Below are 26,388 nucleotides of genomic sequence, written 5' to 3' on the forward strand. Positions count from 1 at the left end.
GTACTCGTCGATGTAGCCGTAGCCGCCGAAGACCTGCAGGGCGTTGTTGGCGGCCCGGACGGCGGCCTCGCTCGCGAACAGCTTCGCGACCGAAGCCTCGGTCTCGAACGGCTCGCCGCGGTCGATCAGGTCGGCGACCCGCCAGACGAGCAGCCGGGCCGCGTCGGCGTCGATCGAGATCTGCGCGAGCAACTGCTGGACGAGCTGGTGGGCGGCGATCGGCCGGCCGAACTGGCGCCGGTCGCGGGCGTACGCGACGGCGGCCTCCAGACAGCCGCGGGCGATGCCGACGCAGCCGGCCCCCAACGACATCCGGCCTTTGGCCAGGGCGGCCATCGCGATCGTGAAGCCCTTGCCCACCTCGCCCAGGCGAGCCGAATCCGGGACGCGTACGCCGTCGAAGGTCAGCTCCGCAGTGGCCTGGCCCCGCAGACCGAGCTTGCCGTGGATCTCCCGCCGGGCGAACCCGGTCAGGCCGGTCTCCACGAGGAAGGCGGTGACGCCCTTGCGGCCGGGCTCGCCGGTGCGGGCGAACACCAGGGCGACGTCGGCCCAGGTGCCGTTGGTGATGAACGTCTTGCCCCCGGTCAGCAGCCAGTCGCCGCCGTCGCGTACCGCCCGGGTGGTCAGCGATCCGGCGTCGGAGCCGGTGTCCGGCTCGGTCAGCCCGAAGCAGCCGATGGCCTCGCCGGAACACAGCCGGGGCAGCCACTGCGCCTTCTGCTCGGCCGTCCCGTACGCGTCGACGGTCTTGGCGACGAGGCCGAGCGACACCGAGACGATCCCCCGGACCGACGAGTCACCCCGGCCCAACTCCTCCATGACCAGGCAGTACGCCAAGTGGTCGCCGCCCGATCCGCCGTGCTCCGCGCCGACGGTCAGCCCGAGGAAGCCGAGTTTGCCCAGCTCGCCGACGATGGCGAGGTCGACGGCCTCACGCCGGTCCCAGTCACGGGCGTTCGGGATGATCTCGCGGTCGACGAACCGGGCGGCGAGATCCCGGAGATCGACGTGGTCCGCGGTGAGCCGGAAATCCATGACGCTAAACTAGCGCTGGAAGTTTTACGCCGTCCAGACCCCGGCCCGATACAGTTCAGCCAACGGATCACGGGAGGACCACCATGGCGAGGCCGCGCACGGCACTGCTGAGCCGGGAACGCATCGTGGCCACCGCGCTGGCGATCGTCGACGCGGAGGGGCTCGACGCGCTCTCCACTCGCCGGCTCGCAACCGAGCTGGGCGTACGCGGCCCGTCGCTCTACAACCACTTCCCCACCAAGGACGAGATCCTCGACGCGGCGGCCGACGCGGTGATCGAGCAGGTCGACACCTCCTACTTCGGCCAGTACGACTGGCGGATCGCGCTGCGGCTGTGGGGCCGGTCGTACCGGGATGCCCTCGCGGCACATCCCAACATCGTTCCGTTCCTCGCCCAGGGCCCCGGCCGCCGACCGGCCGCCTTGGCGATGGCCGACGCCGTGTACGGCGGCCTCGTCGACGCCGGGTGGCCGCACGCCCGCGCGACCCACATCGGCGCGCTCATGCGCTATCTCGTGGCCGGTTCCACGCTCGGCTCGTTCGCCCGCGGCTTCGTCGAGGACCCGGAGTTCTACGACGGCCGCTACCCCCACCTCGGTCAGGCGCACCTGCTCGCCGAACGGCAGAAGAGCGTCGACGAGGGCGCTTTCGCACTCGGGATGGATGCGCTGATCGTCGGACTCAGCGCGGAGTACGAGCGGATCATCGGGCCGCTGCCGCCGCTCCCCGCGTACCCCTGAGCGCGACGTCCCCGCGCTGGATCAGGGTTCTGGGTCGAATCTTGAGCGAAATACGACCCAGAACCCTGATCCAGCGCCTAGCGCCTAGCGCCCAGCGCCAACCGCCGCTACGGTAAAACTTCCACTGATAGTTAAGAGGGACGAGATGGCGCGCGCGGACTTCATCCCGGCCGATCGCGGCGAGCTGTACATCGGCGGACGGTGGCGACCCGCGACGGGTGCCGAGACCATCCCCGTCGAGGACCCGTTCACGGAGCAGGTCGTCGCGCACGTCCCCGCCGGTACGCGAGCCGACGTGGACGAAGCGGTGGCGGCAGCCAAGAGCGCGTTCGAGCCGTGGGCCGCACTGACCCCGCAGCAGCGCTCCGACCACCTTCAAAGGCTGCACGACAGCCTGGCGAAGAGGGCCGACGAGATCGCCACGACGGTGACGGGAGAGCTGGGTACCCCACTCAAGATCTCCCAGCGAGTGCAGACCGGCCTACCCCTGACCGTCCTCGACGGATATGTCCGAATGGCCGCCCAAGAAGCCGAGAAACGAGAAATCGGCAACTCCCTGATCCTCCGCGAACCCGTAGGCGTAGTCGGCGCGATCACCCCGTGGAACTATCCGCTGCACCAGGTCATGGCCAAGCTGGCCGCCGCCCTCGCCGCCGGGTGCACCGTCGTCCTCAAGCCGAGCGAGCTCACCCCGCTCGTGGCGTACGCGTTGTTCGACGCGGTTCACGAGGCCGAACTGCCCCCGGGTGTGGTCAACCTCGTCCCGGGTACCGGCCCGGTGGTGGGCGAGGCGATCGCGAGTCACTCCGATGTGGACATGGTGTCGTTCACCGGCTCGACCGCGACCGGCCGAAGGATCAGTCACCTCGCTGCCGATCGGATCGCCAAGGTGTCCCTGGAACTGGGCGGCAAGTCCGCCAACGTGATCCTCGACGACGCCGACCTCGCTCGGGCGGTCAAGGTCGGGGTGGCCAACGCGTTCCTCAACTCCGGGCAGACCTGCACCGCCTGGACCCGGATGCTTGTCCCGGCGGTGCACTACGACCAAGCCTGTGAGCTGGCCGTGCAGTCCGTCGAGGCGTACCAGATGGGTGATCCGTTCGAGGAGACGACGCGGCTGGGGCCGCTGGTCAGCGCGGCGCAACGGGACCGCGTGCAGGGCTTCGTCCGACAGGGCCGCGCGGAAGGCGCGACGGTGCTGACGCCGGACGACGTGCCTGATCGCGGGTATTTCGTCGCGCCGACCGTGCTGGCCGACGTCACTCCGAAGTCGACGGTCGCGCAGGAGGAGATCTTCGGCCCGGTGCTGGCGGTGATCCCGTTCGCCGACGACGACGAGGCGGTCGCGATCGCCAACGACTCACGCTACGGCCTGGCCGGCGCGGTGTGGTCGGGCGATCCGGACCGCGCGATGGCCGTCGCGAAGCGGCTGCGGACCGGTGCGGTCGACGTGAACGGCGGCTCGTTCAACCCGCTCGCGCCGTTCGGCGGATACAAGCAGTCCGGTCTGGGCCGCGAGCTCGGCGTGTTCGGCTTGGAAGAGTTCCAGCAGGTCAAGGCGGTGCAGCGATGACCCGGGCGGTCGTCTTCCGCGACGATGTCACGGTCGAGGACATCACGCTCGCCGAGGTCGGCCCCGGCCTGGCCCGGGTCCGCGTCACCGCGGCCGGCGTCTGCCACACCGACCTCTCGATGATCAACGGCACGCTCGCGCCGAGTTTCCCGCTCGTGCTCGGCCACGAGGCCGCGGGCGTGGTCGAGGAGGTCGGTCCCGGCGTCACTCGCGCACGGCCCGGCGATCACGTCGCGCTCAACTGGTCGCCCGCCTGCCGCACCTGCTGGTACTGCGCCCACGGCGAGCCGTGGATCTGCGAGACCTCGGGCATACCGTCGTTTCCCGGCGGCTTCGCGGGCGACGGCTCCCCGCTCAATCTCACGCTCGGTCTCGGGTCCCTCGCCGAGCAGGTGGTGGTACGCGAAGAGGCGCTGATCGGGATACCGAAGGGATTGCCGGCGGAGCAGGCGGCGTTGCTCGGCTGTGCGGCGCTGACCGGAGTCGGCGCGGTGCAGAACACCGCTGGAGTGCGTACCGGGGATTCGGTGGTCGTGCTGGGGCTGGGCGGCGTCGGATTGTCGGTCGTCTTGGCGGCCAGGGCGGCGGGCGCCGATCCGGTGATCGCCGTCGACCTCACCGAGGCCAAGCGGCCGCTCGCCCTCGCCGCTGGAGCGACGGATTTCCTGCTGAGCGATGACGCCCTCGTCAAGGCGATCCGCGTACGCACCGGCGGCCGGGGCGCGGACCACGCGTTCGAGTGCGTCGGCCGGTCGGCAAGCATCACCGCGGCCTGGAAGAGCGCGCGGCGAGGTGGCCGGGTGACGGTGGTCGGCATCGGCAAGCGGGACGACGTCGTCGGACTGTCCGCATTGGACATCTTCCACTCGGCCCGGACGCTGCGATCGTCGGTCTACGGTTCGGCCGATCCCGATCGGGACCTGCCTGCACTGGCAGACGCCGTGCTGTCCGGGGCGCTCGACCTCACTCCGCTCATCAGCCATCGGATCAGCCTCGACGACGTCCCCGACGCGCTCGACCGGCTGGCTCGCGGCGAAGGCGCCCGCTCCGTCGTCCTCTTCTGACCCCGTGCCGCCCCGTTGATCATGAACCTATGGTTCCGCTCTGGTCCTTAGCGGAACCATAGGTTCATGATCAACAGGGCGGGGAGCTAGCGGAGGCTGCTGGTGATCGCAGCGGCGAGCAGGGCCGACACCGTCCGCGTCAGCACGCCCCGGGCGGCGGTGACCCCGAGGCCCAACTCGTCGCGCACCATCGACCAGGACGCCCAGGTGCTCGCGACCACCATGGCCTGCAACAGCTGACCGCCGCCGGAACCGGCCAACGCGAGTTCGGTCGCGAAGACCTCCTCGATCTCGGCCCGGACCAGCGCGATCGCCTTGACGCGGTTCTCCTTCAGCTGAGCGGAGAACGGCTCGCGCAGGGCCGCCGCCCGGGCGCAGGGGGCGAGCATCTCGAGCATCCGGGCCCGCTGCTCGCAGTACGCGTCGATGCGTTGCGGCAGCGGCAACGTGGGATCGATCGGCCGATGCGCGGCGGCCTGCTGTTCGGCGAGCTTCTCTCCGGAGGCTGCGAACAGCGCCTCCATGTCCTTGAAGTTCGTCCACAGCGCCCGCAGCGAGATCCCGGCCCGCTCGGCGATGCGTTCCCCGGTCGGGCGCAGGTCGCCTTCGCCGATCAGGGCCAGGTGGGCGGCCACGATGGCGGCCCGGGTCCGCTCGGCCCGCAGGGTCCGGCCGTCGACCCGGCCGCTGGTGGTGCCGACGCCGGTCATCCGAGCAGTCTAGATCGGGTTCGGCCGGGACCCGGGGCAGCGCCCGGATCCCGGCGCGCACCGGTCAGGCGGTGGGTACGCCGTTGGCAGGCGGCGTCGCCGGAGTGCCGGCGTACTCCTTCACCGGGCCGTCGGCGTCGTCGGTCTCGTAGGTCGGGCCGAAGAACTGTTGCACTCCCCCGGACACCTTCACCATCCGCTCGCCGCCGTAGCCGGAGTGGTCGCTCTTGGCGTACCGGAGCGGAGCGAGGCCGGGGCCGGTGTAGCCGCCCTTCTCCACCGCCGCGATCAGGGAGTCGCGGCTGAGGTCCTTCCCGGCGGCCAGCAACACCTGCACGAACAGGTACGCCACGGACATGCCGTAGATGACGTTGCCATCGAACTCGGCTCCGCCGTTGTAGTCCTTATTGACCTTCTGGAACAGCTGGATCCAGGGGTCGTTGGCGTCGAACATCAGCGGCAGGTAGTTCGCCCCGAGCAGGCCCTCGGTCAGGCCCTTGGCGTCGCCGAGCAGCTTGGCCAGGGTCGGCAGGTCCCCGCCCACGTTGGAGACGACGAACTGCGGCTTGTAGGACAGCCGGGCGGCGGTGCCGAGGGCGAGCGCGGTGAAGCCCGGCACGGTGGCGAGGACGACGACCTGGCAGCCGGCCGCCTTGAACTTGCCGATCTGCGGGCCGACGTTGGTGTTGGTGACGACGTAGGTGTCCTTCGCCGTGACGCCGTCCTTGCCGAGCACCTGCTCGACGCCGGCCAGGCTGTCGGTCCCGAAGTCGTCGCTCTGCCCGAGGAAGCAGACCTTCTGCCCGGCGAGGTTGGTCTTCACATAGTTCGCCAGGATCTTGCCCTCGACGGTGTAGTCCGGGTTGAAGCCGAACGTGCCCGGATACTTGTCGGGCTGGTCCCAGCTGCGGCTGCCGGACGCCACGAACAAGTCCGGTACGCGGTTGGTCTTCAAGAAGTCGAGCACGCCCGAGTGGGTCGGCGTACCGAGGCCGTTGAGCACGGCGAACACCTTGTCCTGCAGGACGAGCTGCCGGACGACCTGCTGAGTGTTGGCCGGGTTGTATCCGTCGTCCATGACCTTGTAGGTGATCTTCCGGCCGTTCACCCCGCCGTTTGCGTTGACGAAGTCGAAGTACGCCTTGCTCGCCGGTGCGATCTTCGAGTAACCCGCCGAGGCGGGCCCGGTGAGCGGCATGTGCGTACCGATGACGATCTCGGTGTCGGTCACGCCGGGGACGGCCGCCTTGCCCCCGCCGCCGTTGTCGTCGGAACTACAGCCGACCGTGGCGGCGAACAGCGTGACGCATGCGGCGAGGGCGATACCGCGCTGTGCTATCCGATGCATGAGGCACCGACCTTTCATCTTCGGAGGGGACTTGCCGGCGTCAGCCGCCGGACTACGCCGGAGATCCCGCCGGGCGCGGCGATCATGACGACGATCAAGGTCAGGCCGAACACGGCCAGGGGAAGGTTGCCCTCCAGCCGCTGGGCGGCGGCCGGGCTGAGGGTCAGGCTCGCGACGATCGTGTGGGTCAGGTCGGGCAGCACGACGAGGAGCAGCGCGCCCCAGACCGCACCGGCGAGCCGGCCGAGTCCGCCGACCACCACCGCCATGAGCAGGAACAACGACAGCGTCAGGGAGTACGCCCCGGGCGAGACGCTCTGCGTGAGGACCGCCATCAGCCCGCCGCCGAGTCCGGCGCAGCCCGCGCTCACCACGAACGCGAGCACCTGCGTACGCGCGACGTCGATCCCGGCCAGCCGGGCGGCCACCTCGTCGTCTCGGACTGCCCGCAGTGAGCGCCCGAACCGGCTGCGGACCAGGTTCGCCAGGAGCAGCATGACCAGCAGGGCACCGGCCAGTGCCAGCCAGGCTTGCCAGCGTTCGAGCGGGAAGTCGTACCCCAGCCCGGCGGGCGGCGGTTCGAGGTAGACGCTCAAGCCTTGGTCGCTGTGGAAGACGCCGGCCCAGACGGTGGTGACGGCGGGCAGTGCGACGGCGACGGCCAGCGTCACGCCGGCCAGGTAGGGTCCGCGCAACCGAGCGGCGGCCAGCCCCACGATCAGGCCCGCGACCAAGGCGGCAAGCACTCCGAGCGCCAACGACGCGGCGAGAACGCCGTTGCCGGTGAGTCCGGCGTCGGCGAACCGGTTCTGGCTCAGGGCGACGGCGTACGCCCCGACGGCCATCACCGCGCCGTGCCCGAGCGACAGCTGCCCACTCAGTCCCACGAGGACGGTCAGCCCTGCAGTGGCACACAAGTACGCCGCCGCCGTGGCGAGCTGGTAGTTGCGGAACGGTGGTATTGCGTACGTGACGGCGAGCAGGGCCGCCGCCGCAGCCGCCGTCCACAGCAGATGACGGAGTCCGGTGGTCATACGGCCCTCGTTCGAACGCCGGCGAACAGGCCGCCGGGACGGATCAGGAGCACCACCAGCAGCAGCGCGAGCGTCGCCAGTGGAGTGACGTCGCTGCCCAGGTAACCGGCGGCGTAGGACAGGACGAGCCCGACGGCCAGGCCGCCGACGACCGCGCCGATCGGGCTGTCGAGACCGCCCACGACGGCGGCGGTGAACGACGAGACGAAGACGAGGTCCATGGTGTTCGGATGCAGGCCGAGCTCGGTCGGGACGACCAGCATCCCGGCGAGCGCGCCGACCGCGGCGGCCAGCGCCCAGCCGAAGGTCAGCAATCCGGCGACGTTGACGCCGAGTAGCCGCGAGACTTCGGGGGCGAACGCCGCCGACCGCATCCGCAAGCCGGTCGAGGTGCGGGTGAACAGCAGCGCCAGCAGCACGACCAGGACGAGGACCGCACCCAGCACGAACAGGTCGTACCGGGAGAGCAGGGCGATCCCGCCGACGGTGATCCCGGTCCGGCTGAACGGGGTCTCGACTGGGCGGAACTCGTTGCCGTAGATCGCGCCGAGGACGGCTTGCAACAGCAGGACCAGGCCGAGCGCCACGATCACCGAGTTCAGCGGGGAGGTATGCGGAACGAACCGCATCACCGCCCGTTCGATCCCGGCGCCGAGCAGCAGACCGGCGGCGAGCGCGGCGGCGAAGCCCAGCCAGTACGAACCGGTCGCCTGGGTCACGCTGTAGGCGGCGTACACCGTGGCGACCGCCATCGCGCCTTGGGCGAAGTTGACGATCCGGGCGGCCCGCCAGATCAGCACCACCGCCAGCGCGAACGCGGCGTACACGGCGCCCTTGGCGAGCCCGTCGACGGTGAGGAACAGGAAACGATCCATGTCAGAACCCCAGGTACGCGTGCCGCAGACCGGCGTCGTCGCGCAGCTGAGCGGCGTCGGCTGCGGCGACCACCCGGCCGAGGGACAAGACGACCCCCTGGTCGGCGACGGACAGCGCGCTGCGGACGTTCTGCTCGACGAGGAGCACGGCCAGGCCGGTCTCGTCGCACAGCCGCCGAAGCAGCGCCATGATCTGGCCGGTGATCCGCGGCGCGAGCCCGAGCGAGGGCTCGTCGAGCAGCAGCAGCCGGGGCCGGGCGACCAGGGCCCGGCCGAGGGCGAGCATCTGCCGTTCGCCGCCGGACAACTGATGGCCGGCGTGCTTGCGGCGGGCGGCCAACGCCGGGAACAGCTCGTAGACCTCGTCCTGGGCCAGCCGGACGTCGCGGCGGTCGGCCCGCCAGACTCCGCCGAGCCGCAGGTTCTCCTCGACGGTCAGCTCGGCCACGACACCCCGGCCCTCCGGGACGTGGGCCAGGCCGAGGCGGACCACTCGTTCGACGGGTACGCCGACCAGCGATCGCCCGTCGAACCTGATGCCGCCTTCGGCCGGGCGGAGCAGCCCGGACAGCGTACGCAGGAGGGTCGTCTTGCCCGCGCCGTTCGCCCCCAGCACCGTCACGATGGTGGCGGGCGGCACCGTGAGGTCGACGCCGTGGAGCACCGGAGCCGCGCTGTAGCCGACGACGAGGCCGTCCACCTGGAGCAACGTCATGCCGTCCTGCCTTCCAGCGCCGGGCCCAGGTACGCCTCCGCGACCGCGGGGTCGTCGCGGACCTTCTCGGGCGAGCCGACGGCGATGAGGCGGCCGAAGTCGAGCACGGCGACCTCGTCGCAGACCGACATCACGAAGTCCATGTGGTGCTCGACGAGCATCACCGAGCGCCCGCCGCCGTCCCGGCCGGGCAACGTGGCCACCAGTTCGGCCAGTTCGGTGATGTCCTCCGCGCCGAGTCCGCCCGCCGGTTCGTCCAGCAACAGCAGGCGTGGGCGCGCGGCGAGCGCGCGAGCGAGCGCCACCTTCTTGCGTACGGGGTAAGGCAGCGAACCTGGTTCGGCCGACGCGTGCTCGGCGATCCCGAACTGCGTCAGCAGCTCCATCGCCTCGTCCCGGAGCCGCCGTTCGTCCCGGTCGCTCGGCGGGAGCCCGAACAACGCGGAGGTGAACCCCGCTCGCGCCGTATGCGTAGCGCCGGCCATCACGTTCTCGACGACGGAGAGCCCGGCGAACAAACCCACCCCTTGCAGGGTGCGGCCGATGCCGAGCTTCGCCAGCCGATGCGCACGCGGCCGCAGCGTACGCCCGTCGAACCGCAGATCACCGCGGGTGGGCCGGACGAAACCGCAGATCACGTTGAACAAGGTGGTCTTGCCCGCCCCGTTCGGGCCGATGACTCCGACCACCTTGCCGGGCGGCACGGTCAGCCGGACGTCCTCCAGCGCGGTCAGCCCGCCGAACTGGACGGTGACGCCGTCGAGGGTGAGGCCCTGCGATTCCACGCGCCGATCACCGCCTCTCCTCGATGAGTTACCGGCAAGTATTTACACTCGGAGTGTACGTTTCTCCACCGCGCGGTCAAGGGGTCAAAGAGCGGGCGGCAGATCGACGAGTTCCGCCAGGCGCGCCCGGTGCACGTCGGCCGGCCCGTACGCCACCGCCGCCGAGCGAGCCCGCTTCAGGTAGAGGTGTGCCCGGTGTTCCCAGGTCATGCCGATCCCGCCGTGCAGCTGCACACACGCCTCAGCCGCCTCGACGGCGACCGGAGAGCAGTGCGCCTGCGCGAGGGCGGCGGCGAGGTCCACCTCCGACTGCGTTGCCAGCGCCGACGCGGCGTACCGGGCGACCGCCCGCGCCTGGGTCACCGCGACCCACACGTCGGCCAGCCGATGCTTGACCGCCTGGAACGAACCGATCGGGCGGCCGAACTGATACCGCCCGCGAACGTGCTCGACCGTCGTGTCCAGACACCACTCGGCCACGCCGACCTGCTCGCTGGCCAGCAGCGCGGCTCCGGCGAGGACCGCGGAGCGGACCGCCGCCTCGGCGTCGGCCCCTTCGGCCAGCAGCCGTCCCGGCGCGCCCTCGAAACTCAGGTCGCACAGCCGGCGCGTCTCATCCAATGACGTGCACTGCTCTCGGCGTACCCCTGAGTTGTCGACGGCGAACAGACCTCGACCCGCCGGGACCAGCAGGACGTCCGCGATGGTCGCGTCGGCGACGGCCCGGACCGAGCCGGTGAGCCGGTCCCCAGCGACCGTGACCGTCGGTGACCAGGCGTGCGCAGGCGGCGTCGCGAACGGCACCGCGAGCGCGACCGGGCGCTCTCCTGCGGCGAGACCGGCGACGAGGTCCGGCTCGCCGCAGGAGAGCAGCGCCGTGCCCGCAACCACGGCGCAGCCCAGAAAGGGCACGGGCGCGACCGCCCTACCCAGTTCCTCGCAGACCACGGCGGCCTCGCGCGGACCGGCGCCCGCACCGCCCAGGTGTTCCGGGACGAGCAGCCCGGCCAGGCCCATGTCGCGCGCGAGCCGCCGCCAGAGATCGACGTCCACCGCATCGTCCCGCTCGATCCGGGCCGCCGGATCACAGTGGTCGCGCAACATCGCCCGCAGCTCCGAACGAAGCTCGGATTCCACATCGGAATACAGCAGCCCGGTCATCGCGGCAGCTCCCGCCACGCGACGGCCAGATCGGAGCGCGGTTCGGCGGGCAGCCCGAGGACTCGTTCGCCGATGATCGTCCGCAAGATCTCCGAGGTCCCGCCCTCGATCGACGAGCCGCGCGCGCGAAGATATCGATGCGTCGGGGTGCGTGACGGGAATTCCGGCTGTGGGCCGCGATCGACTCGCCAATCGTCGTGCCGCAGGGTCGACCCCAGCTCCAGCTCCAGGCTCGTGATCTCCTGCAACAGACCGGCGAAGGCCAGCTTGACCGCCGAACCCTCCGGTCCGGGTTCGCCCGCCGCAAGCTGTTGCCGCAGCCGCAGCCCGGTGAGCCGCACGGCCTCCGCGCGGACCCAGGCGCGCAGCACCGCGTCGTGCAGGCCCGCGCGGCGCAGTTCCGGCTGCTCACGCCACATTCGAGCCAGAGCGCCGATCGCACCGCCCTCGCGGGGCAGCGCGTCGCCGCCGATGCTCACCCTTTCATTCATCAGAGTTGTACGCGCAACGCTCCAGCCCTCGCCGACCTCCCCGAGTCGCAGAGTGTCCTCCAGGCGTACTTCGTCGAGGAAGACCTCGTTGAACTCGGCTTCTCCGGTCAACTGACGCAGCGGGCGTACCGTGACACCGGGCGCGCGCATGTCGCAGATGAAGAAGGTAAGGCCCTGGTGTTTCGGCACGTCGGGATCGGTCCGGGCGAGCAGGATGCCCCATCGCGCGTAGTGAGCCTGCGAGGTCCACACCTTCTGCCCGGTGATCACCCAGTCGTCGCGGTCCTTACGAGCGGCACAGGCGAGCCCGGCCAGATCCGAGCCGGCCCCGGGTTCGCTGAAGAGCTGGCACCAGACCTCCTCACCCGTCCAGAGTGGCCGCAAGTAGCGCTGCCGCTGCTCGGCCGTGCCGTGCTTGAGCAGCGTGGGCGCGGCCATGCCGAGGCCGACGGCGATCCGGCGCGGCTCGTTGTCCGGCGTACCGGCGAACGCCTCGTCGGCGACCGGTTGCAGTGCCCGGGACGCGCCCAGCCCACCCAACCCCACCGGATAGTGCAGCCAGGCGAGCCCGGCGTCGAACCGGGCCCGGAGGAACCCGGTCCGATCTTCCGGTGGGTGGCTCGCCAGGAAGGCCGCCACGCTCGTGCGCACGTCGGCGGGGGTCATGGGCGTCGGGCTCATCTCGGAGACTCCCTTATATGCATTGGGAGTGCAAATATATCCTCCATCGGTCGCCCGGTCGAGGCGTCACCCAGTCGGCCATGTCGAGGTTGGATGTTGCACGAGTGGAACTGCGATGTCAGTCTCAGTTCCATCAGCTCTCTGTGGCGGTGAGATGCACAGTCCGTACCTGGCCGATCCGGGGACCGAGCACAAGGAGCGGGCGGGCGAGATCGCCCGCGCGCACGAGGCGTTCCTGTCCGGGGCGACCCCGGACGAGCTCGGCGTGCGACCGGTCGTCGCCCAGTCCTGGCAACGATCACAACGGGCGCAGGTCAATCCCGATCGGACACCGCCGATCGTGCTCGCCGACGCCGAGCTTCAGGCGTACCGGGACGACCATCTGCTGTCTTCCGTCCTGCCGGTGCTGCGGGAGCTCGTCGGGCGGGTGGCCGAGGCCGACCGCCACCTGATGTCCATCTCCGACGCCCAGGGCCGGCTGCTCTGGGTCGACGGGCACAAGATCGTCCGCGACATCGGCGAGCAGATCCACTTCGTCGAGGGCGCGATCTGGGACGAGCGGTTCGCCGGGACCAACGCACCCGGCACCGCGCTCGCCCTGGACGAGGCGGTGCAGATCTTCGCCACCGAGCACTACAGCGTGCCGGTGCATCCATGGACCTGCGCTGCCGCCCCGATCCACGACCCCGCGACCGGGGAGATCCTCGGGATCATCGACGTCACCGGCGGCGACGTCGTGGCCCACCCGCACAGTCTGGCCCTCGTCAAGGCGGCCGCTCGGGCGGCGGAGGCTGAACTGTCCTGGCGGCGTAATCCGGAAGCCGGGCTCTGGCTGCCCGAACAGCGTGCCACCGCCCGGCTGGCGGCACTGAACCGGTCCGAGGGCATCCTGCACGCGGGTGGCCGACGCGTACGCCTCAGCCGCCGGCATACCGAGATCCTGATCCTGCTGCGGGAGCACCCCGAAGGGATGACCGGCGATCAGCTCGCCGACGCGCTCTACGACTTCGCCAACCCGACCACCCTGCGAGTGGAGATCAACCGGCTGCGGCGCTCCGTCGGCGAACTCGTCCGATCCCGGCCCTATCGGCTGGCCGAAGAACTCGAAGCCGACTACGCCGACGTCCGGGACGCCCTGGAGCGCGGAGACACGGCAGCCGCGGCGACGGCGTACGCCGGACCACTGCTGCCGATGTCGGAGGCGCGCGGCGTCGCCGAACTACGGGACCTGCTCGACGCGCGTATGCGATGCGCGGTGTTGTCCAGTGAGGACCCCGCGCTCCTGGAAGCCTGGGCCACCAAACACGGCGGCGAGGACCTGGAGATCTGGGAACGGCTGGCCACTTCCCGGCGGGCCGCACCGGCTCAGCAGACGCTCGCCCGAACGCAAGTACGCCGTCTCCGCGCCGAGTACGGGCTGGCCCCCAACGGTGCAACGTTCCTGCAACGTCCACCCCGCTAACCTGCGTCAACGGTGGACTCCGCCGGGCTGCCCAGCACCCGGTGGAGCCTCGGCCGGGTCGACGGATCGGCGAGTCCGTCCCCGGCCGCGGATGCCGGTCGCACACCGCATCCGGCTGGCCGCCGGCGTCGCGTAGCACGGGACTGGCTTCTCTCCGTGCCGTCGCGATGGGGTGCGGTCCCACCCGCCCGGGTCTGTCCAGCGGATGAGGCAGACCTCGGGCCCGGCAGGTCCGCGGGCGCTCGGCCGGGGGCGCGCGGGCCGGCTCGCCGGGTGAGGCAACGCACCGCTTCACCCGGCGAGCGCCCAGTCCGCTACTGCGAGCGCTTCTGCTTCCAGGACAAGGGGCCCGGCAGATCGACCCGATGCGACCGGGTCTTGGAGTTCCAGGACCAGCGGCCGATCTTCAGTCCCCAGGACGAGAACCCGTGCTGGGTGAAATGGAACCGCAGCGGTCCGAGCTTGGTCATCTTGCGGAACAGGAAAGGCATGCTCCATCGATGCCCAACGGTCCTCAATGGCCAAACATCGCGCAGGTCAGACGCGGTCGTCCAGCATGATCGCCGCCATCCGCAGATGCGGTACGGCCTCCGAGTGCCGACCGGCGCGCTGCAACGTCCGGCCGAGCATGAGATGGGCGTACGCCTCCGTCGGCTCCCGCTCGATGATCACGCGGAGGGTTTCCTCGGCCCGGCGTAGCTGAGCGGTGGCGTAATAGGTCCGAGCCAGCAGCAACCGCGACGCCTGATGAGTGGGCTCCGCCGCCACCACCTCGACCAGCAGGTTCTCCGCCGTACGGTAGTCCTGCGCGTCGAAGAACACCTGTGCCTTGCGGTAGCGCTCCGCCAGGTCCAACTCCGGCCACAACGTCACTTGCGCTCCTTCCCTCGTTGCTTGCAACAACTCGGGGGGCTTTTTGCTTCCGCTGTCGCTCGCCGGCCCGGTGCTGTTCGCGTTATGCGGGATAACGCTGCTATTCGCGCTCGCTAAGCCGCGTTTTCCCGGGATAACGCGCTGGCCCGGCGGTCAGCGAGCGTCAGCGAGGAGCGCGCCGCCAGGCGCGAATCCCGAGTACGCCGACGATCGTCCCGATGACGAGGGACGCAGCGATCAGCAGAGCGTGGACCCAGAGGAAGCTGGTCGGCGAGCCTTCGGCGACGTGGCCGGTCGACCAGGCGCGCGGGTCCTTCCAGATGGCGATGCCGAAGCGGGGCCAGATGACCCAGGTCCAGACGCCGACTGCGATGAGGAACGCCGACCAACCACGCGTGATGACCACGACCAGCGAGTATGCCACGCCGACCCGAGCGGGGATCCGCGCGCTGACCCGCCTTGATCGTCGGCTGCCGACGATCAGTGCACGAAAACGCTCTCGAATGTCGGCAGCCGACGATCATGGAAGTCGAAACCCCAAGAATGTCGGAAGCCGACGATCATGACCGGACGGGCGCGACCTCGCCCAGCCGAGACCAGCCTGCCGCCCCGCCCAGCGCCCAGGGGCCAGGGGCCACAGCCGCTCTCGAGACCACATCGCCGGATCAGGGTTCTCGGTCGAATCGTGCCCAAGATTCGACCGAGAACCCTGATCCCGGCGCTCAAAACAGCGAGGGAGCGTCAGGCGGAGTGCCGACCCATGGTCGAGGAGGCCGACCGAGGAGTCAGCGCCAGCCCCAGGGCGACCATGGCGACGCCGAGCCCGAAGTGCAGCCAGTTGTCCGCGGTGTTCATCGGGACGAAGTTCGCACTACTCCCCATGTCGACGACAAGGCCGTAGATCCACAGGATCAGGTAGATCGCGCCGCCGCCGACCAGGAAGATGCGAGCGCCGCCGAGCGTACGCGCCAACGCGAGGCCGGCGATGCCGAACAGCAGGTGCACGATGTTGTGCAGCACCGAGACCTGGAAGATCCCGAGCAGTTGAGCACCCGAGTCGTGCCCGGCGAAGGTCATGTCCCCGTAGTTCGTCGTGATGCCGGGGATGAACCCCAGTACGCCGACCAGCAGGAATACTGCGCCGATGAGTCCGGCCACGGTCTGCAGGGCGCTGTTCCAGTGCATGACCCCGAAATTGCGGTGATGATGCGTGACGGTGACCATTTCGCCCTCCCTCGTGGGCCGTGGAACGGCCCAGGGCTTTATTCGGGTAGGTCGGCCGTCAGCCGCCCGGCGAAGATCTCCGCTTCGGCGTCGGTGATCTCCAGGCCGAGCGCCTGGACGAGAGCGACCTGGGTGCAGACCACATGATCATGGTCGGCGAGCTCGGCGGCGGGCAGGACGACGGGCTGGCCGTCGACCAGTGCCAGCACCGGATCCTCGTCCCCCGACCGGGCGAGCACTCGGATGTCGTTCGCGGTGATCGTGGTCTGCATGAGGCGCGCGTACCCGTGCGCAAATGGGGTGAAACACTGACGGCGTGAAGGACGATGTCGGCCGCGAGGTCGACCTGCCGCGTACGCCTCGACGGGTGGTCTCCCTCGTCCCGTCGCTGACCGAGGCCGTGGCGGTGACCGTGCCGGGCATCTTGGCGGGCGCGACCGACTACTGCACTCATCCGGCCGGACTCGATGTCCCCCGGATCGGCGGGTCGAAGTATCCCGACGTCGAGCGCATTCTCGACCTGCGGCCCGATCTGGTGCTGGCCAATGTCGAGGAGAACCGCAAGGAGGACGTCGACCAGCTCGCCGCGGCCGGCGTACAAGTGTGGACGACTTATCCGCGCGACCTCGACGCCGCCTTCGCCTCCCTGACCCGCCTGCTGGCCGCGCTGGGTGCGGACCGGCCGACGTGGCTGGCGGACGCCGAGGTCGCGTGGACCGCGCCGACCCCGGACCGCCGCGTGACCGCAGTGATTCCGGTGTGGCGCAAGCCCTGGATAGTCCTCGGCGGCGGGACCTTCGCCGGGGACCTGTTGCGGCGGTTGGGGATCGTCAATGTGTTCGGCGACGATCCCGGGCGTTACCCGCGCCCGTCGCTGGAGACGATCCGAAAACGCGAGCCGGAGCTGGTGATCCTCCCGGACGAGCCGTATTCGTTCACCGCGGACGACGGCCCGGAGTACTTCGCCCCGACGGAGTCGGTGCTCATCTCCGGGCGGCATCTGACCTGGTACGGCCCCAGCCTGGCCGAAGCCCGGACGCTCTTGGCGGAGTCCCTTACGAAGCGAAGCGGTCGTCGTCCCAGCTGACCGCGGTCACCCGCCAGCCGTCCTTCGTACGCAGGAACTGCATGCTCTTGGTGCCCGACCCGGTGAACGGCTCACCGCGCAGCACACCCTGCTTGCGATAGCGGGTGAGCCGATGGGCCACGTCGCCGAAGAACTCGGTCCGCTCCCAGGTCTCCCACTCGGAGAACTCGGTGAGTTCGCCCGAGGTGAGTAGTTCCTGCCGGGGTGCGATGAACGCGTCGAGGCTGAACAGCCCGGCCCGGGGACCGCCGTTGGCGATGACCCCGTCCGGCACGAACAGCTCGTGGATGCGGCTCAGGTCCGGCACCACGCCGCCGACGTTGGTGAACAGCGACAGGAACCCCGTGGCCAGCGCATCCACCGCCGCCTTGTCCGCGTCGGAGGCCGCCGATCGCAACGCACGCCACTCCGGGGCGAGCACCGACCACACTTCCATGTCCCCGCGCTCACCCGAAGCCGATGGGAAGGCCGATCGCATGGTCCCGTCGAGGCTCATCCCCAGCCGCTTCGCGACGGCGATGCTGGGTGCGTTGCGCGCGTTGGTGTGCCATTCGACGCGCTCGATGCCGCGCTCGAGGATCACCCAGTCGAGCAGGACGGTTGCAGCGCGGGTGATCAGGCCCCGGCCGACCGCCGCCGGCTCCAGCCAGCACCCCGCCTCGCTCACGCCCGACCGCAGGTCGAACGACACGAGCAACACCCCGCCGACGAGCTTCCCCTCGAGCCAGATGCCCCAGATCCCGCCCGCGTCCTTGGCGTACTTGTCCGCGTATCGCTGGAGAACCAGGCTCGCGTCGTCCTTGGCGAAGCCCGCGCCGACCCACGGAACGATGTGCTCGTAGGCGCGCTCCCGATGCTCGGCGAACTCGGCCGCGTGCCAGGGCTGCAACGGGCGCAACTCAGCGTGACCGTCAAGATTGATGGCGAACATGATCGCAGAGTACATAACAAACGTTGGGTATGTAAACTGAGGCCATGCCCCCCGCCCGCGCCGATCATGACGCCCGCCGCGAAGACGTCTCGGCCGCCGTCTGGCAGGTCCTCGCCGAACACGGCTTCCCCGGCCTCACCCTCCGCGCGGTGGCGGCGGCTCTGGGGGCGTCGACCGGGCTCGTCACCCACTATTTCGGGGGCAAGCGCGAGCTCGTGGCGCATGCTCTCGACATCTTGGAGATACGCACAGCGCAGCGCACCAGGTTGGCAGCGCCTGCACCGGGGCTGCCCGCCTTGCGTACCCACATCTTGAACATCCTGCCGTTGACTCCGGACGGGCTGGCGATGAACCGGATCTGGGTGTCCTCGTGGGACGTCGCGCTGGCCGACCCCGATTTGTTCACCGCGCAGACTCAGCGCTACGAACGCATCCGGGCAGCGTTCCGGGCGGCGATCGTGGTGGCCCAGAAGCAGGGTGAGCTGCCCGCCGGCGATCCCGACGAGGTCGCCGCCACCGCGCTCGCCTTCACCCACGGGCTGGTCGTCCAGGTGCTGTTCGATCCGGACCGCTTCCCGGCCGAGCAGCAAACCCGCCTGGCGGACGACTTCCTCGCTAAATTGGGAGCATGAACAATCCCGCGCTCGACGCGCTCACCGCGGCAGGTCTGGAACATCGCGTGATCCAGCACGGTCCCGTTCGGAGCCTGGCGGAAGCGGCCGCCGCGCGCGGTGTCGAGATTCCGGACGTCGTCAAGACGATCGTGGTACGCCGTGGCGACGACGACTACCTGTTCGCCTTGGTTCCCGGCGACCGAGTGATCTCCTGGCCGAAGTTGCGGGCGTTGCTCGGGGTCAGCCGGCTGTCCATGCCGGACGCGGCGACCGCCAAGGAGGCCACCGGCTACGAACGCGGGACGATCACCCCGTTCGGCTCGGTGAAACCCTGGCCGGTCATCGCCGACGAACGGCTGCGCGGGCGGACCGTCACGTTGGGCGCAGGTGAGCACGGCGTCGCCGTGGCCGTGGGAGCCGACGCGACGGTCGAAGCCCTCGACGGCGCGTACGCCGACATCACCGACCCATCGCCGGAGCCTGCCTGACGACAGGCCCCGGCGGGTCACTCAGTTGATCGTGAGGGTGAACGTGGTCGTCGTGTTCTTGATGTTCTGGTAGTTGTTGCTGAACGTCAGGTTCGTGAAGGTGGCCGAACCGACCGCCGGACCCTGACCGGACTCCGGCATCTCGTTCACCCAGATCCCGAAGCCCGACTTCGCGTCGTACGCGTCTCCGCTGCGCTGCGCGCCGCTGATGGAGACGTTGGTGAAGGTCGTGTCCGTGATCGGCTGAGCCTCCGGGTACTTCGACTGGAACATGATCCCCGAGTAGGTCGGATCCACGATGTCGACGTCGCTGAACCGGATGCCGCGGAACTCCTTCGACGCCGCGAAGCACCAGATCGCCCCGAACGTCTGTGCGCCCCAGAAGTGCCCGCCCGCGCGTACCAGACTGATGCTCTGGAACTGAGTGGGCGGCGACGAGCCGAACCCGACGAACGGGTAGCCGAAGTCGAGCGAGCTGACCGTGATGCCGGAGTAGGTCAGCATGTCGGCGATGTAGAGGTTGCGGAAGATGTTGTCGTAGCCGCCGTAGACGGCCAGACCCGCCGCCCGCCAGGTCAGCGTCGCCGAGAGGTTCTCGAAGACGTTGCCGTGGTTGCCGACGCTGCCGCCGCCGTCGATCGCGGAGAAGAGCGCGAACGCGTCGTCCCCGTTGGACCGGCCCTCACTGTTGCTCACCGAGAGTCCGGTGCTGTCGCTGGTGAAGTTGACGCCGTCGGCGAAGGTGTCGCGGATGCGCGCGTTCTTGATGGTGACATGGTCGTTGTGGACGCCCCAGTACATGCAGACGGTGTGCTCCACCCAGACGTCGTCGATGGTCAGGTTCGAGACGTCCTTGAGCTCGCCCCAGACCTTGCCCGGACCGTCGATCCGTGACGTGTAGTTCCCGAAGAACGCCAGGTGCTTGAAGGACGAGCCGTTGGCCGTGCTCTGCACCGCGAAGCCGGCGTCGGTGTTCTCCTGCCCTTGCGGTGTCTGGAACCGCGTGTACCAGACGCCCGCGCCCACGACCTGGACGGCCTTGCCGTAGATCTGGAACTTCTGCGCGGTGTCGTAGGTGCCGGCCGGCAGATAGACGCCGACGAGAGTGCCGGTGGTGTCCATGCGTACGCGGTCCAAGGCGCTCTGCACGTCTTGGTGGGTGAAGCCGTTCGGGACGGCGTACTTGGCCGGGTCGGGGTTCGCCAATGCGCTGACCTGCTCGAGGTTCACGAAGTCGATCGTGTAGGTCAGCGGGTTGCCTGAGTCCTTCTGAAGCCGGATCGTGTGCCCGGCCGCCACCGTCGTGTCCAACATGATGTTGGCCTCGTCATAGATGTGGCGCGGGCTGCCCGAGCCCGGCGAGTTGCCCGGTCCGGCCTCGGCCCCGTACAACCAGGCGTAACGCGAGGTCAGCGGGATCGACTTGTGGAACACCCCGTCGACGTAGATGCTCAGCGACGACGTCTGCCCGCCGCCACCCGAGGAGTCCGGCATCGAGAACCGGGTCACCAGGGTGTTCGTCGGGTTCTTGGTGGTCCACTGCACGTAGGATCCGGTGCTCCCGAGGGTCACGGCCTTGCGGCCGGACGCCTCACCGGCGAGGTCGCCGATGGTCCGGTTCGGGCCGATGACCGTCGCGCCACCGCCGGTCGTCCCGTCCTCGGCCTCGTACATGTCGTAGGGCAGGTTCGCGCCCCGGCCGACGAAGAACGACGTCGTGCTGGTGTTGTTGCCCTGCTTGACGGCCAGCTCGTTGGCGTCCACCGCGATCGTGGTGGTCACGGTGTACTTGCCGTTCACCGCCGTCCAAGTTCCTAGGTTCACCGGACTGGTGGTGGCCCCGGCCGCGATCGTGCCCGAGTACGCCCCGGTCTTGGTCGTGATCGTCGCGCCGCTCGCGTCCTTGACGGTCAGCGTGATGCCGTGCGACCCGCTCGCCGAGGCGACGCTGCCCTGGTTCTTGATCGACACCGAGAAGGTCACGGTGTTGCCGGCCGACGGGTTGCCCGGCGACCAGGAGACCGCTCCCGGCAACAGGTCCGACGTCGCGACCGGGGCGACGACGAGGTTGGTCGACGACGAGAACGAGTTGTTCGCGTCATTCAGCTCGACGACCGTGTTGGCCTCGTCCACCTTGGCGGAGACGGCGTACGTGCCGGCGTCCTTGGCCCCGATGTTCGCGGTCACGGTGGCCGTCCCGTTGACCGCCAGCGCGCCGACGGTCGCCGTGCCGACCTTCGTGGTGCCGAGGTAGAAGTTCACGTTCGACGCCGGGGAGGCCGCCGTCCCGATGTTCTTCACCGTCGCCGACAAGGTGACCGCGTCGGTCTCGATCGGCGACGCCGGAGTCCAGGAGACCCCGGTGACCGTGAGGTCCGGGTTCGGCGCCGGAGTGCCGATGACCTGGAACTCGGCCACCTGTCCGTTCGGCGCGCCGGTGTTGGCCGTGAACTTGAGCTGTACGTCGGCGACGGTCGCGGAGACCGGGATCGTCACCGTGTTCGCACCGGACGACGGGTTGAACGTGTACGCCGCCGACGCCTTGATCGTGCTGAACCCGCTCGCATTCTGCTCGCGGCCGAGCACCTCGAACGTCTGCGTACGCGTGGACCAGGCCGAATCGGGGTTCAGCTTCACGACGATCGAGCTGACCGAGGCGTTCGCGCCGAGCTGGACGGTCAGCGTGCTCGGGTACGCCCCACCGGCGCCCTCCCAGTACGTGGTGACGTCGTTGTCGTTCGCGTTGGCGGCGACGAACGTGAACACCGTGCTGGAGGCGCTGATCGGCTTGCCCGCCGCCAGGTTGGACCCGGAGCCGGTGCCGGTGCGGGTCACCGAGTTGCTCTCCGGCGACTGGTTGCCCGCCGCGTCCTTGGCCTTGACGAAGTAGGTCACGGTCGCCGTGTCCGGCTGATTGTCGGTGTAGGTCAGCGTGGTGCCGCCGACACTCGTCGCCAGCGAACCGTTCCGGTAGACGTCGTACCCGGTCACCCCGACGTTGTCGGTCGACGCCGACCAGGTCAGCTTGATCTGGCCGGAGGCCGGCTGGGTGTACGCGAGATTCGTCGGCGCGCTCGGCGGCGTCGTGTCCCCGCTCTGCCCCGTACGCGTAACCGTGTTGCTGTTGCCGGACTGGTTCCCGGCGGCGTCCCGGGCCCGGACGAAGTAGCTGACGGTGGCGCCGGCCGGCTGGGTGTCCGTGTAGGTGAGCGTGGTCCCACTGACGCTCGTCAGCAGTGTGCCGTTCAAGAACACGTCGTACGCCGTGACTCCGACGTTGTCCGTCGACGCCGACCAGGTCAGCTTGATCTGCCCGGTGGCCGGTTCGGTGTACGCCAAGTTCGACGGAGCGGTCGGCGCTTGGGTGTCCCCGGTGGACGGACCGTAGACCTCGAACTCCGCGATCTGCGCTGCCGGCCACACGTTGTTCGCCGTGACCACGAGACGCAGGTAGCGGGCGGTCGTGGCGTTGAAGTTGATCGTCACCGTGTTGCCGCTCGGGGTGAAGGCGTACGCCATCGCCGCGACGAGGCTGCTCAGGCTGCCGGAAACGGTCCCCGACTGCACCTCGATCGTCTGCGTACGCGCCTCCCAGGCGGAGGGCAGCTTCAGGACGACCTTGTTGACGCTGACGGCCGAACCGAGGTCCACCTGCAGCCACTGCGGGAAGGCGCTGTTCGCGCTCTCCCAGTACGTCGACTGGTTCCCGTCGTTGGCGTTGCCGGCGGCGTACGTCTGATTGTGGCTGCTCTCCGTCATCGTCTTGCCCGCCGCCAGGTTCGACGAGCTGGACGCGACGCCGTAGACCTCCAGCTCGGACAGCTGACCGGCGGACCAGCCGGAGTTCGCGGTGATGTTCACCCGGACGTAGCGGGTGGACGTCGCCCCGAAGTTGATCGTCACCGTGTTGCCCGACGCCGGGTCGAACGCGTACCCGGCGGAGGCGACGATCGTGCTGAACGACGAACCGTCGGTGCTCCCCTGCACCGAAAGCGTCTGCGTACGCGCTCCCCACCCCGTCGGAAGCTTCAGCTTGATCTGGTCGACGCTGGTCGCGGTGCCGAGGTCGATCTGGCCCCACTGCGGGAAGGCGTTGTTCGCGCTCTCCCAATAGGTCGCCTGGTTGCCGTCGTTCAGATTGGCCGCCACATAGGTCTGATTGGTGCTGCTCGCCGAGGCGGACTTGCCCAACGACAGGTTGGGACCGCCCGCGGCCGCGGCCGGGGTGACCGGCCCGGCCCAGGACAACGCGACGGCCACCGCCGTCAGCGCCGCCAGGCGGGCTCTCAGGGAACTCTTCCTCACTGGGGAACCTCTCCGTGATGGGGGTGGGAGCGCAGCAGTGTTCCACACGGGACGCTGCTGAAGTTGCGGAGATGAGCGAGAAATTGAACCGACCAATGCAAGAATCTTGCACTGGTTGAGTCCAAACGTTACAGACGTGCTACCGGCGCGTCAACGGTTCCGCCGCGACCTATTGACATGCCTCGTATCCATGCGTTCTGATCCAGGAGTCAAAAAGTTAGTAAGTTTGCCTATCTAATGAAGGGAGTGGAGGCATGCGCGGAAGAGCGCGGCGCGTGTGCAGCACCCTGGCCGCCGGACTACTCGGTGCCACCGCACTGGTGACGATGGTCCCGGCGGGAACGGCTTCGGCCGCCCCGACCCGCTTCGAGGCGGAGGACGCCCCCGCCGTCTGCGACGGCACGATCGACTCGAACTGGACCGGCTTCTCCGGGACCGGGTTCTGCAACACCACCAACGCCGTCGGCGGCTCGGTGACCTGGACGGTGACCTCCCCGAACGCGGGCACCGCCACCCTGGCCATCCGGTACGCCAACGGCACCACCACGGACCGGCCGGCGAACGTCCTCGTCAACGGGACGGCGGCCGGGTCCACCGTGTCCTTCGCGGGCACCGGCGCCTGGACCACCTGGGTCACCAAGACCGTCAGCGTGCCCGTCGTCGCCGGGTCCAACACGATCAAGCTGGCGGCCACCACCGCCAACGGCGACGCCAACATCGATTACCTGGAGTTCGACCCACCGCCGAGCTTCACCGACTACCAGGCCGAAGACGCCGCCATCGTGCAGGGCGTCGTAGAGGCCAACCACACCGGCTACACCGGCACCGGCTTCGTCAACGGCGACAACGTCGTCGGCTCGTCTGTGGAGTGGACGGTCGGCGTACCGTCGGCCGGGATCTATCCGGTGACGTTGCGGTACTCCAACGGGACCACCATCGACCGCCCGATGGACGTCAGCGTCAACGGCACCGTCGCCGCCCCCGGCATCAGCTTCCCGAGCACGACGAACTGGGACACCTGGGCCGATCGCACGATCAGCCTCAGCCTGGCCGCCGGCACCAACAAGATCAAGGCGATCTCGACGACCGTCAACGGCGGGCCCAACCTCGACCGCCTCCGGGTGACCGCACCCGCCGACACGCAGCCGCCAACCGCGCCGGCGAACCTGCGTGTCGTCGGCGAAGTACGCCCGTACGGAGTGGATCTGGCCTGGGACGCGTCGACCGACAACGTCGGCGTCGCGCAGTACAAGATCTACAACGGCGGCAACGTCGTCCAGGTGGTCGGCGGCAACATCACGACCGCCACGCTCACCCTGACCCCCAACACGACCTACGTCATCACGGTGCTCGCCTACGACGCGGTCGGCAACGCCTCCCAGGCGAGCAACAACGTGCCGATCACCACGCCGCCCAGCGACGACACCACTCCCCCGAGCCAGCCCAGCGGTGTGCGTACCACTAATGTCGCCGCGACCAGCGTGAGCCTGGCCTGGACCGCGTCGACCGACAACATCGGCGTCGCTGGTTATCACGTCTTCAAAGACGGCGTGCAGTTCGCGACGGTGCCGGACCTGACAGCGACCGCCGATTCGCTGACCCCGAGCACGACGTACGTGTTCTCGGTCGAGGCCTTCGACGCGAACGGCAACGTGTCGACGCGGAGCGCGGGGCTGTCGGTCACGACCACCGCGGGCGGCACCGGAGGCACGGGCGGTGACCCGGTCTTCGACCGCAACGTGAACACGGCGATGGACCTGCCGTGGGGCATCGGATTCCTGCCCGACGGCAACGCGCTGGTCGCCGAGCGCGACCGGTTCGAGATCGTGCTGGTGACGCCGGCCGGACAGCGGACGGTCGTCGGCAAGATCACCGAAGCGGTCACGACGACCGGTGAAGGCGGCCTGCTCGGGCTGGCCATCTCCCCCACCTTCGCCACCGACCACTACGTCTACGTCATGCACACCGCGTCGTCGGACAACCGGGTCGTGCGGTTCAAGTACGAGAACGGTGCGATCGGCGCCCGGGAACCGCTGGTGACCGGCATCGCGAAGAACCGCTTCCACAACGGCGGCCGGATCAAGTTCGGGCCGGACGGCTACCTCTACATCACCACCGGCGACGCCCAGGACGGCACCAAAGCGCAGAACCTCAGCTCGCTCAACGGCAAGATCCTGCGCGTCACCACGACCGGCGCGGCCGCACCGGGCAACCCGTTCGGCACCCGCGTCTACAGCTACGGCCACCGCAACCCGCAGGGCCTGGCCTGGGACTCGGCCGGGCGGCTCTGGGAATCGGAGTTCGGCGACAGCACGTGGGACGAGCTGAACCTGATCCAGGCGGGCGGCAACTACGGCTGGCCCACCTGCGAAGGCACGTGCAGCACCAGCGGCATGATCAATCCCGTACGCACCTGGGACGTCGCCTCGGCGTCGCCCAGTGGCATCGAGATCGTCAACGACTGGATCTACATGGCGGCCGTCCGAGGTGGACGACTGTGGGTCATGCACATCACCGGGTCCACGACGGACACGCCGCGGGCGTTCTTCAACGGCACCTGGGGCCGGCTGCGTACCGTCGTCAAGACACCCGATGGCGGGCTGTGGCTGACGTCCACGAACAACGACAAGGACGGCGGTACGCCGAGCACGCTCGACAACGTCATCGTGCGCCTGAAATTCGCGACACCGCCGTTCACCTTGACGAGCACAGCGTTCGCGAACAACGGCGGGATACCGACGAAGTACACGTGCCAGCAGGACGGGGTCTCCGGCAACGACATCTCACCACCGATGTCGTGGGGACCGGGGACGAACGTCCCCAAGAGCTACGCGATCATCCTGGTCGACACGGCCAACAGCAACAAGCACTGGGTGATCTGGGACATCCCGGCAACGCGTACCTTCCTGCCCGAAGGGCTCGGCTTGGGCTTCAACGTCCCGGGGATCTCGGGCGCCAAGCAGAAGGGCATGAGCACCGGCGACAAGGCGCTGCAATACTTCGGGCCTTGTCCCGGCGGGACCAGCCACACCTATGAGTTCCGGCTCTACGCCCTCAACGTGACAACCCTCCCCGGGGTGGACTCGTCCTCCTCGGTCGCCACGGTCGAGACGGCGATCCTCGCCAACGACCTGGCCACGACCAAGCTCGCCGGGACGTCGGCAGCGCACACCTGACCGGCTCGGGCCC

Annotated in this window: 23 protein-coding genes and 1 pseudogene; 8 read left to right on the forward strand and 16 right to left on the reverse strand. The window is 69.3% G+C overall.

The features are described 5' to 3' along the window. On the reverse strand, nt 1-1,038 hold a 1,038-nt coding region (locus tag HOV77_RS33260; protein WP_290869895.1), incomplete at its 3' end, for an acyl-CoA dehydrogenase family protein. Nucleotides 1,039-1,121: 83 nt separating this feature from the next. On the opposite strand from HOV77_RS33260, the gene HOV77_RS33265 reads away from it, so the two are divergent. From HOV77_RS33265 to HOV77_RS33275, 3 genes are all read left to right on the forward strand, one after another. Next, on the forward strand, nt 1,122-1,778 hold the full coding sequence (locus HOV77_RS33265; protein ID WP_290869898.1) for a TetR family transcriptional regulator: 657 nt from the start codon (nt 1,122-1,124) through the stop codon (nt 1,776-1,778). Nucleotides 1,779-1,923: 145 nt separating this feature from the next. Beyond that, complete coding sequence (locus HOV77_RS33270) at nt 1,924-3,351, forward strand: aldehyde dehydrogenase family protein (protein WP_290869901.1); 1,428 nt, start codon at nt 1,924-1,926, stop codon at nt 3,349-3,351. Further along, nucleotides 3,348-4,415 carry an alcohol dehydrogenase catalytic domain-containing protein gene (locus HOV77_RS33275; RefSeq protein WP_290869903.1) on the forward strand — a complete coding sequence of 356 codons (1,068 nt, stop codon included), beginning with the start codon at nt 3,348-3,350 and terminating at the stop codon, nt 4,413-4,415. Before HOV77_RS33270 ends, HOV77_RS33275 begins: the two co-directional genes overlap by 4 nt. Nucleotides 4,416-4,501: 86 nt before the next feature. Here HOV77_RS33275 and HOV77_RS33280 read toward each other — a convergent pair whose 3' ends face one another. The 8 genes from HOV77_RS33280 to HOV77_RS33315 form a co-directional block, all read right to left on the reverse strand. Then, nucleotides 4,502-5,125 (reverse strand): TetR/AcrR family transcriptional regulator, encoded by a 624-nt coding sequence (locus HOV77_RS33280; protein ID WP_290869906.1) that lies wholly within the window; start codon nt 5,123-5,125, stop codon nt 4,502-4,504. A 64-nt stretch (nt 5,126-5,189) separates the two neighbouring features. Beyond that, on the reverse strand, nt 5,190-6,473 hold the full coding sequence (locus tag HOV77_RS33285; protein ID WP_290869909.1) for an ABC transporter substrate-binding protein: 1,284 nt from the start codon (nt 6,471-6,473) through the stop codon (nt 5,190-5,192). Between the two features lie 14 nt (nt 6,474-6,487). After that, nucleotides 6,488-7,507, reverse strand: a complete 1,020-nt coding sequence (locus tag HOV77_RS33290) for a branched-chain amino acid ABC transporter permease (RefSeq protein WP_290869912.1) — start codon at nt 7,505-7,507, stop codon at nt 6,488-6,490. Further along, entirely contained in the window at nt 7,504-8,382 is an 879-nt protein-coding gene (locus HOV77_RS33295) for a branched-chain amino acid ABC transporter permease (protein WP_290869915.1), read from the reverse strand. The genes HOV77_RS33290 and HOV77_RS33295 overlap by 4 nt, the downstream gene beginning before the upstream one ends. A 1-nt stretch (nt 8,383) precedes the next feature. Continuing rightward, complete coding sequence (locus tag HOV77_RS33300; protein ID WP_290869918.1) at nt 8,384-9,097, reverse strand: ABC transporter ATP-binding protein; 714 nt, start codon at nt 9,095-9,097, stop codon at nt 8,384-8,386. Then, on the reverse strand, nt 9,094-9,882 hold the full coding sequence (locus HOV77_RS33305; protein ID WP_290869921.1) for an ABC transporter ATP-binding protein: 789 nt from the start codon (nt 9,880-9,882) through the stop codon (nt 9,094-9,096). Before HOV77_RS33305 ends, HOV77_RS33300 begins: the two co-directional genes overlap by 4 nt. Nucleotides 9,883-9,966: 84 nt before the next feature. After that, nucleotides 9,967-11,043: an acyl-CoA dehydrogenase family protein gene (locus HOV77_RS33310; RefSeq protein WP_290869923.1), complete on the reverse strand. Its 1,077-nt coding sequence runs from the start codon at nt 11,041-11,043 to the stop codon at nt 9,967-9,969. Further along, nucleotides 11,040-12,215, reverse strand: coding sequence for an acyl-CoA dehydrogenase family protein (locus tag HOV77_RS33315; protein WP_290869925.1), 1,176 nt, complete (start codon nt 12,213-12,215; stop codon nt 11,040-11,042). The genes HOV77_RS33310 and HOV77_RS33315 overlap by 4 nt, the downstream gene beginning before the upstream one ends. Nucleotides 12,216-12,369: 154 nt before the next feature. Here HOV77_RS33315 and HOV77_RS33320 point away from each other — a divergent pair, with 154 nt between their 5' ends. Then, complete coding sequence (locus tag HOV77_RS33320) at nt 12,370-13,677, forward strand: helix-turn-helix domain-containing protein (protein ID WP_290869927.1); 1,308 nt, start codon at nt 12,370-12,372, stop codon at nt 13,675-13,677. A gap of 314 nt (nt 13,678-13,991) precedes the next feature. On the opposite strand, the gene HOV77_RS33325 is transcribed toward HOV77_RS33320, so the two are convergent. From HOV77_RS33325 to HOV77_RS33345, 5 genes are all read right to left on the reverse strand, one after another. Then, nucleotides 13,992-14,168: a DUF4236 domain-containing protein gene (locus HOV77_RS33325; protein ID WP_290869929.1), complete on the reverse strand. Its 177-nt coding sequence runs from the start codon at nt 14,166-14,168 to the stop codon at nt 13,992-13,994. A 46-nt stretch (nt 14,169-14,214) separates the two neighbouring features. After that, a complete protein-coding gene (locus tag HOV77_RS33330) occupies nt 14,215-14,550 on the reverse strand; it encodes a tetratricopeptide repeat protein (RefSeq protein WP_290869932.1) in 336 nt (111 codons plus the stop codon). Nucleotides 14,551-14,713: 163 nt separating this feature from the next. Continuing rightward, nucleotides 14,714-14,956 (reverse strand): SCO4848 family membrane protein, encoded by a 243-nt coding sequence (locus HOV77_RS33335; RefSeq protein WP_290870003.1) that lies wholly within the window; start codon nt 14,954-14,956, stop codon nt 14,714-14,716. Between the two features lie 335 nt (nt 14,957-15,291). Further along, nucleotides 15,292-15,735: a DUF4383 domain-containing protein gene (locus HOV77_RS33340; RefSeq protein ID WP_290870005.1), complete on the reverse strand. Its 444-nt coding sequence runs from the start codon at nt 15,733-15,735 to the stop codon at nt 15,292-15,294. Between the two features lie 77 nt (nt 15,736-15,812). Beyond that, the gene (locus HOV77_RS33345) at nt 15,813-16,046 is read right to left on the reverse strand and encodes a hypothetical protein (RefSeq protein ID WP_290869935.1); all 234 of its coding nucleotides are present in this window, start codon (nt 16,044-16,046) and stop codon (nt 15,813-15,815) included. Nucleotides 16,047-16,090: 44 nt separating this feature from the next. On the opposite strand from HOV77_RS33345, the gene HOV77_RS33350 reads away from it, so the two are divergent. Next, nucleotides 16,091-16,861 carry a helical backbone metal receptor gene (locus tag HOV77_RS33350; protein WP_290869938.1) on the forward strand — a complete coding sequence of 257 codons (771 nt, stop codon included), beginning with the start codon at nt 16,091-16,093 and terminating at the stop codon, nt 16,859-16,861. Between the two features lie 391 nt (nt 16,862-17,252). On the opposite strand, the pseudogene HOV77_RS33355 reads toward HOV77_RS33350, so the two are convergent. Further along, nucleotides 17,253-17,792 (reverse strand): annotated as a pseudogene (locus tag HOV77_RS33355) (GNAT family protein); the annotation flags it as partial. 44 nt (nt 17,793-17,836) lie between these two features. Here HOV77_RS33355 and HOV77_RS33360 point away from each other — a divergent pair. Then, nucleotides 17,837-18,424 (forward strand): TetR/AcrR family transcriptional regulator, encoded by a 588-nt coding sequence (locus HOV77_RS33360; RefSeq protein WP_290869940.1) that lies wholly within the window; start codon nt 17,837-17,839, stop codon nt 18,422-18,424. Then, nucleotides 18,421-18,894: a YbaK/EbsC family protein gene (locus tag HOV77_RS33365; protein ID WP_290869943.1), complete on the forward strand. Its 474-nt coding sequence runs from the start codon at nt 18,421-18,423 to the stop codon at nt 18,892-18,894. The genes HOV77_RS33360 and HOV77_RS33365 overlap by 4 nt, the downstream gene beginning before the upstream one ends. A gap of 21 nt (nt 18,895-18,915) precedes the next feature. On the opposite strand, the gene HOV77_RS33370 is transcribed toward HOV77_RS33365, so the two are convergent. Then, nucleotides 18,916-23,154 (reverse strand): discoidin domain-containing protein, encoded by a 4,239-nt coding sequence (locus HOV77_RS33370; RefSeq protein ID WP_290870006.1) that lies wholly within the window; start codon nt 23,152-23,154, stop codon nt 18,916-18,918. A 299-nt stretch (nt 23,155-23,453) separates the two neighbouring features. Between HOV77_RS33370 and HOV77_RS33375 the strand changes: the two genes are divergently transcribed. Continuing rightward, nucleotides 23,454-26,375 carry a YbhB/YbcL family Raf kinase inhibitor-like protein gene (locus HOV77_RS33375; protein WP_290869946.1) on the forward strand — a complete coding sequence of 974 codons (2,922 nt, stop codon included), beginning with the start codon at nt 23,454-23,456 and terminating at the stop codon, nt 26,373-26,375. The last annotated feature ends 13 nt before the right edge of the window (nt 26,376-26,388 follow it).

The sequence above is a fragment of the Hamadaea sp. genome (assembly GCF_013362815.1).
Lineage (GTDB): Bacteria > Actinomycetota > Actinomycetes > Mycobacteriales > Micromonosporaceae > Hamadaea.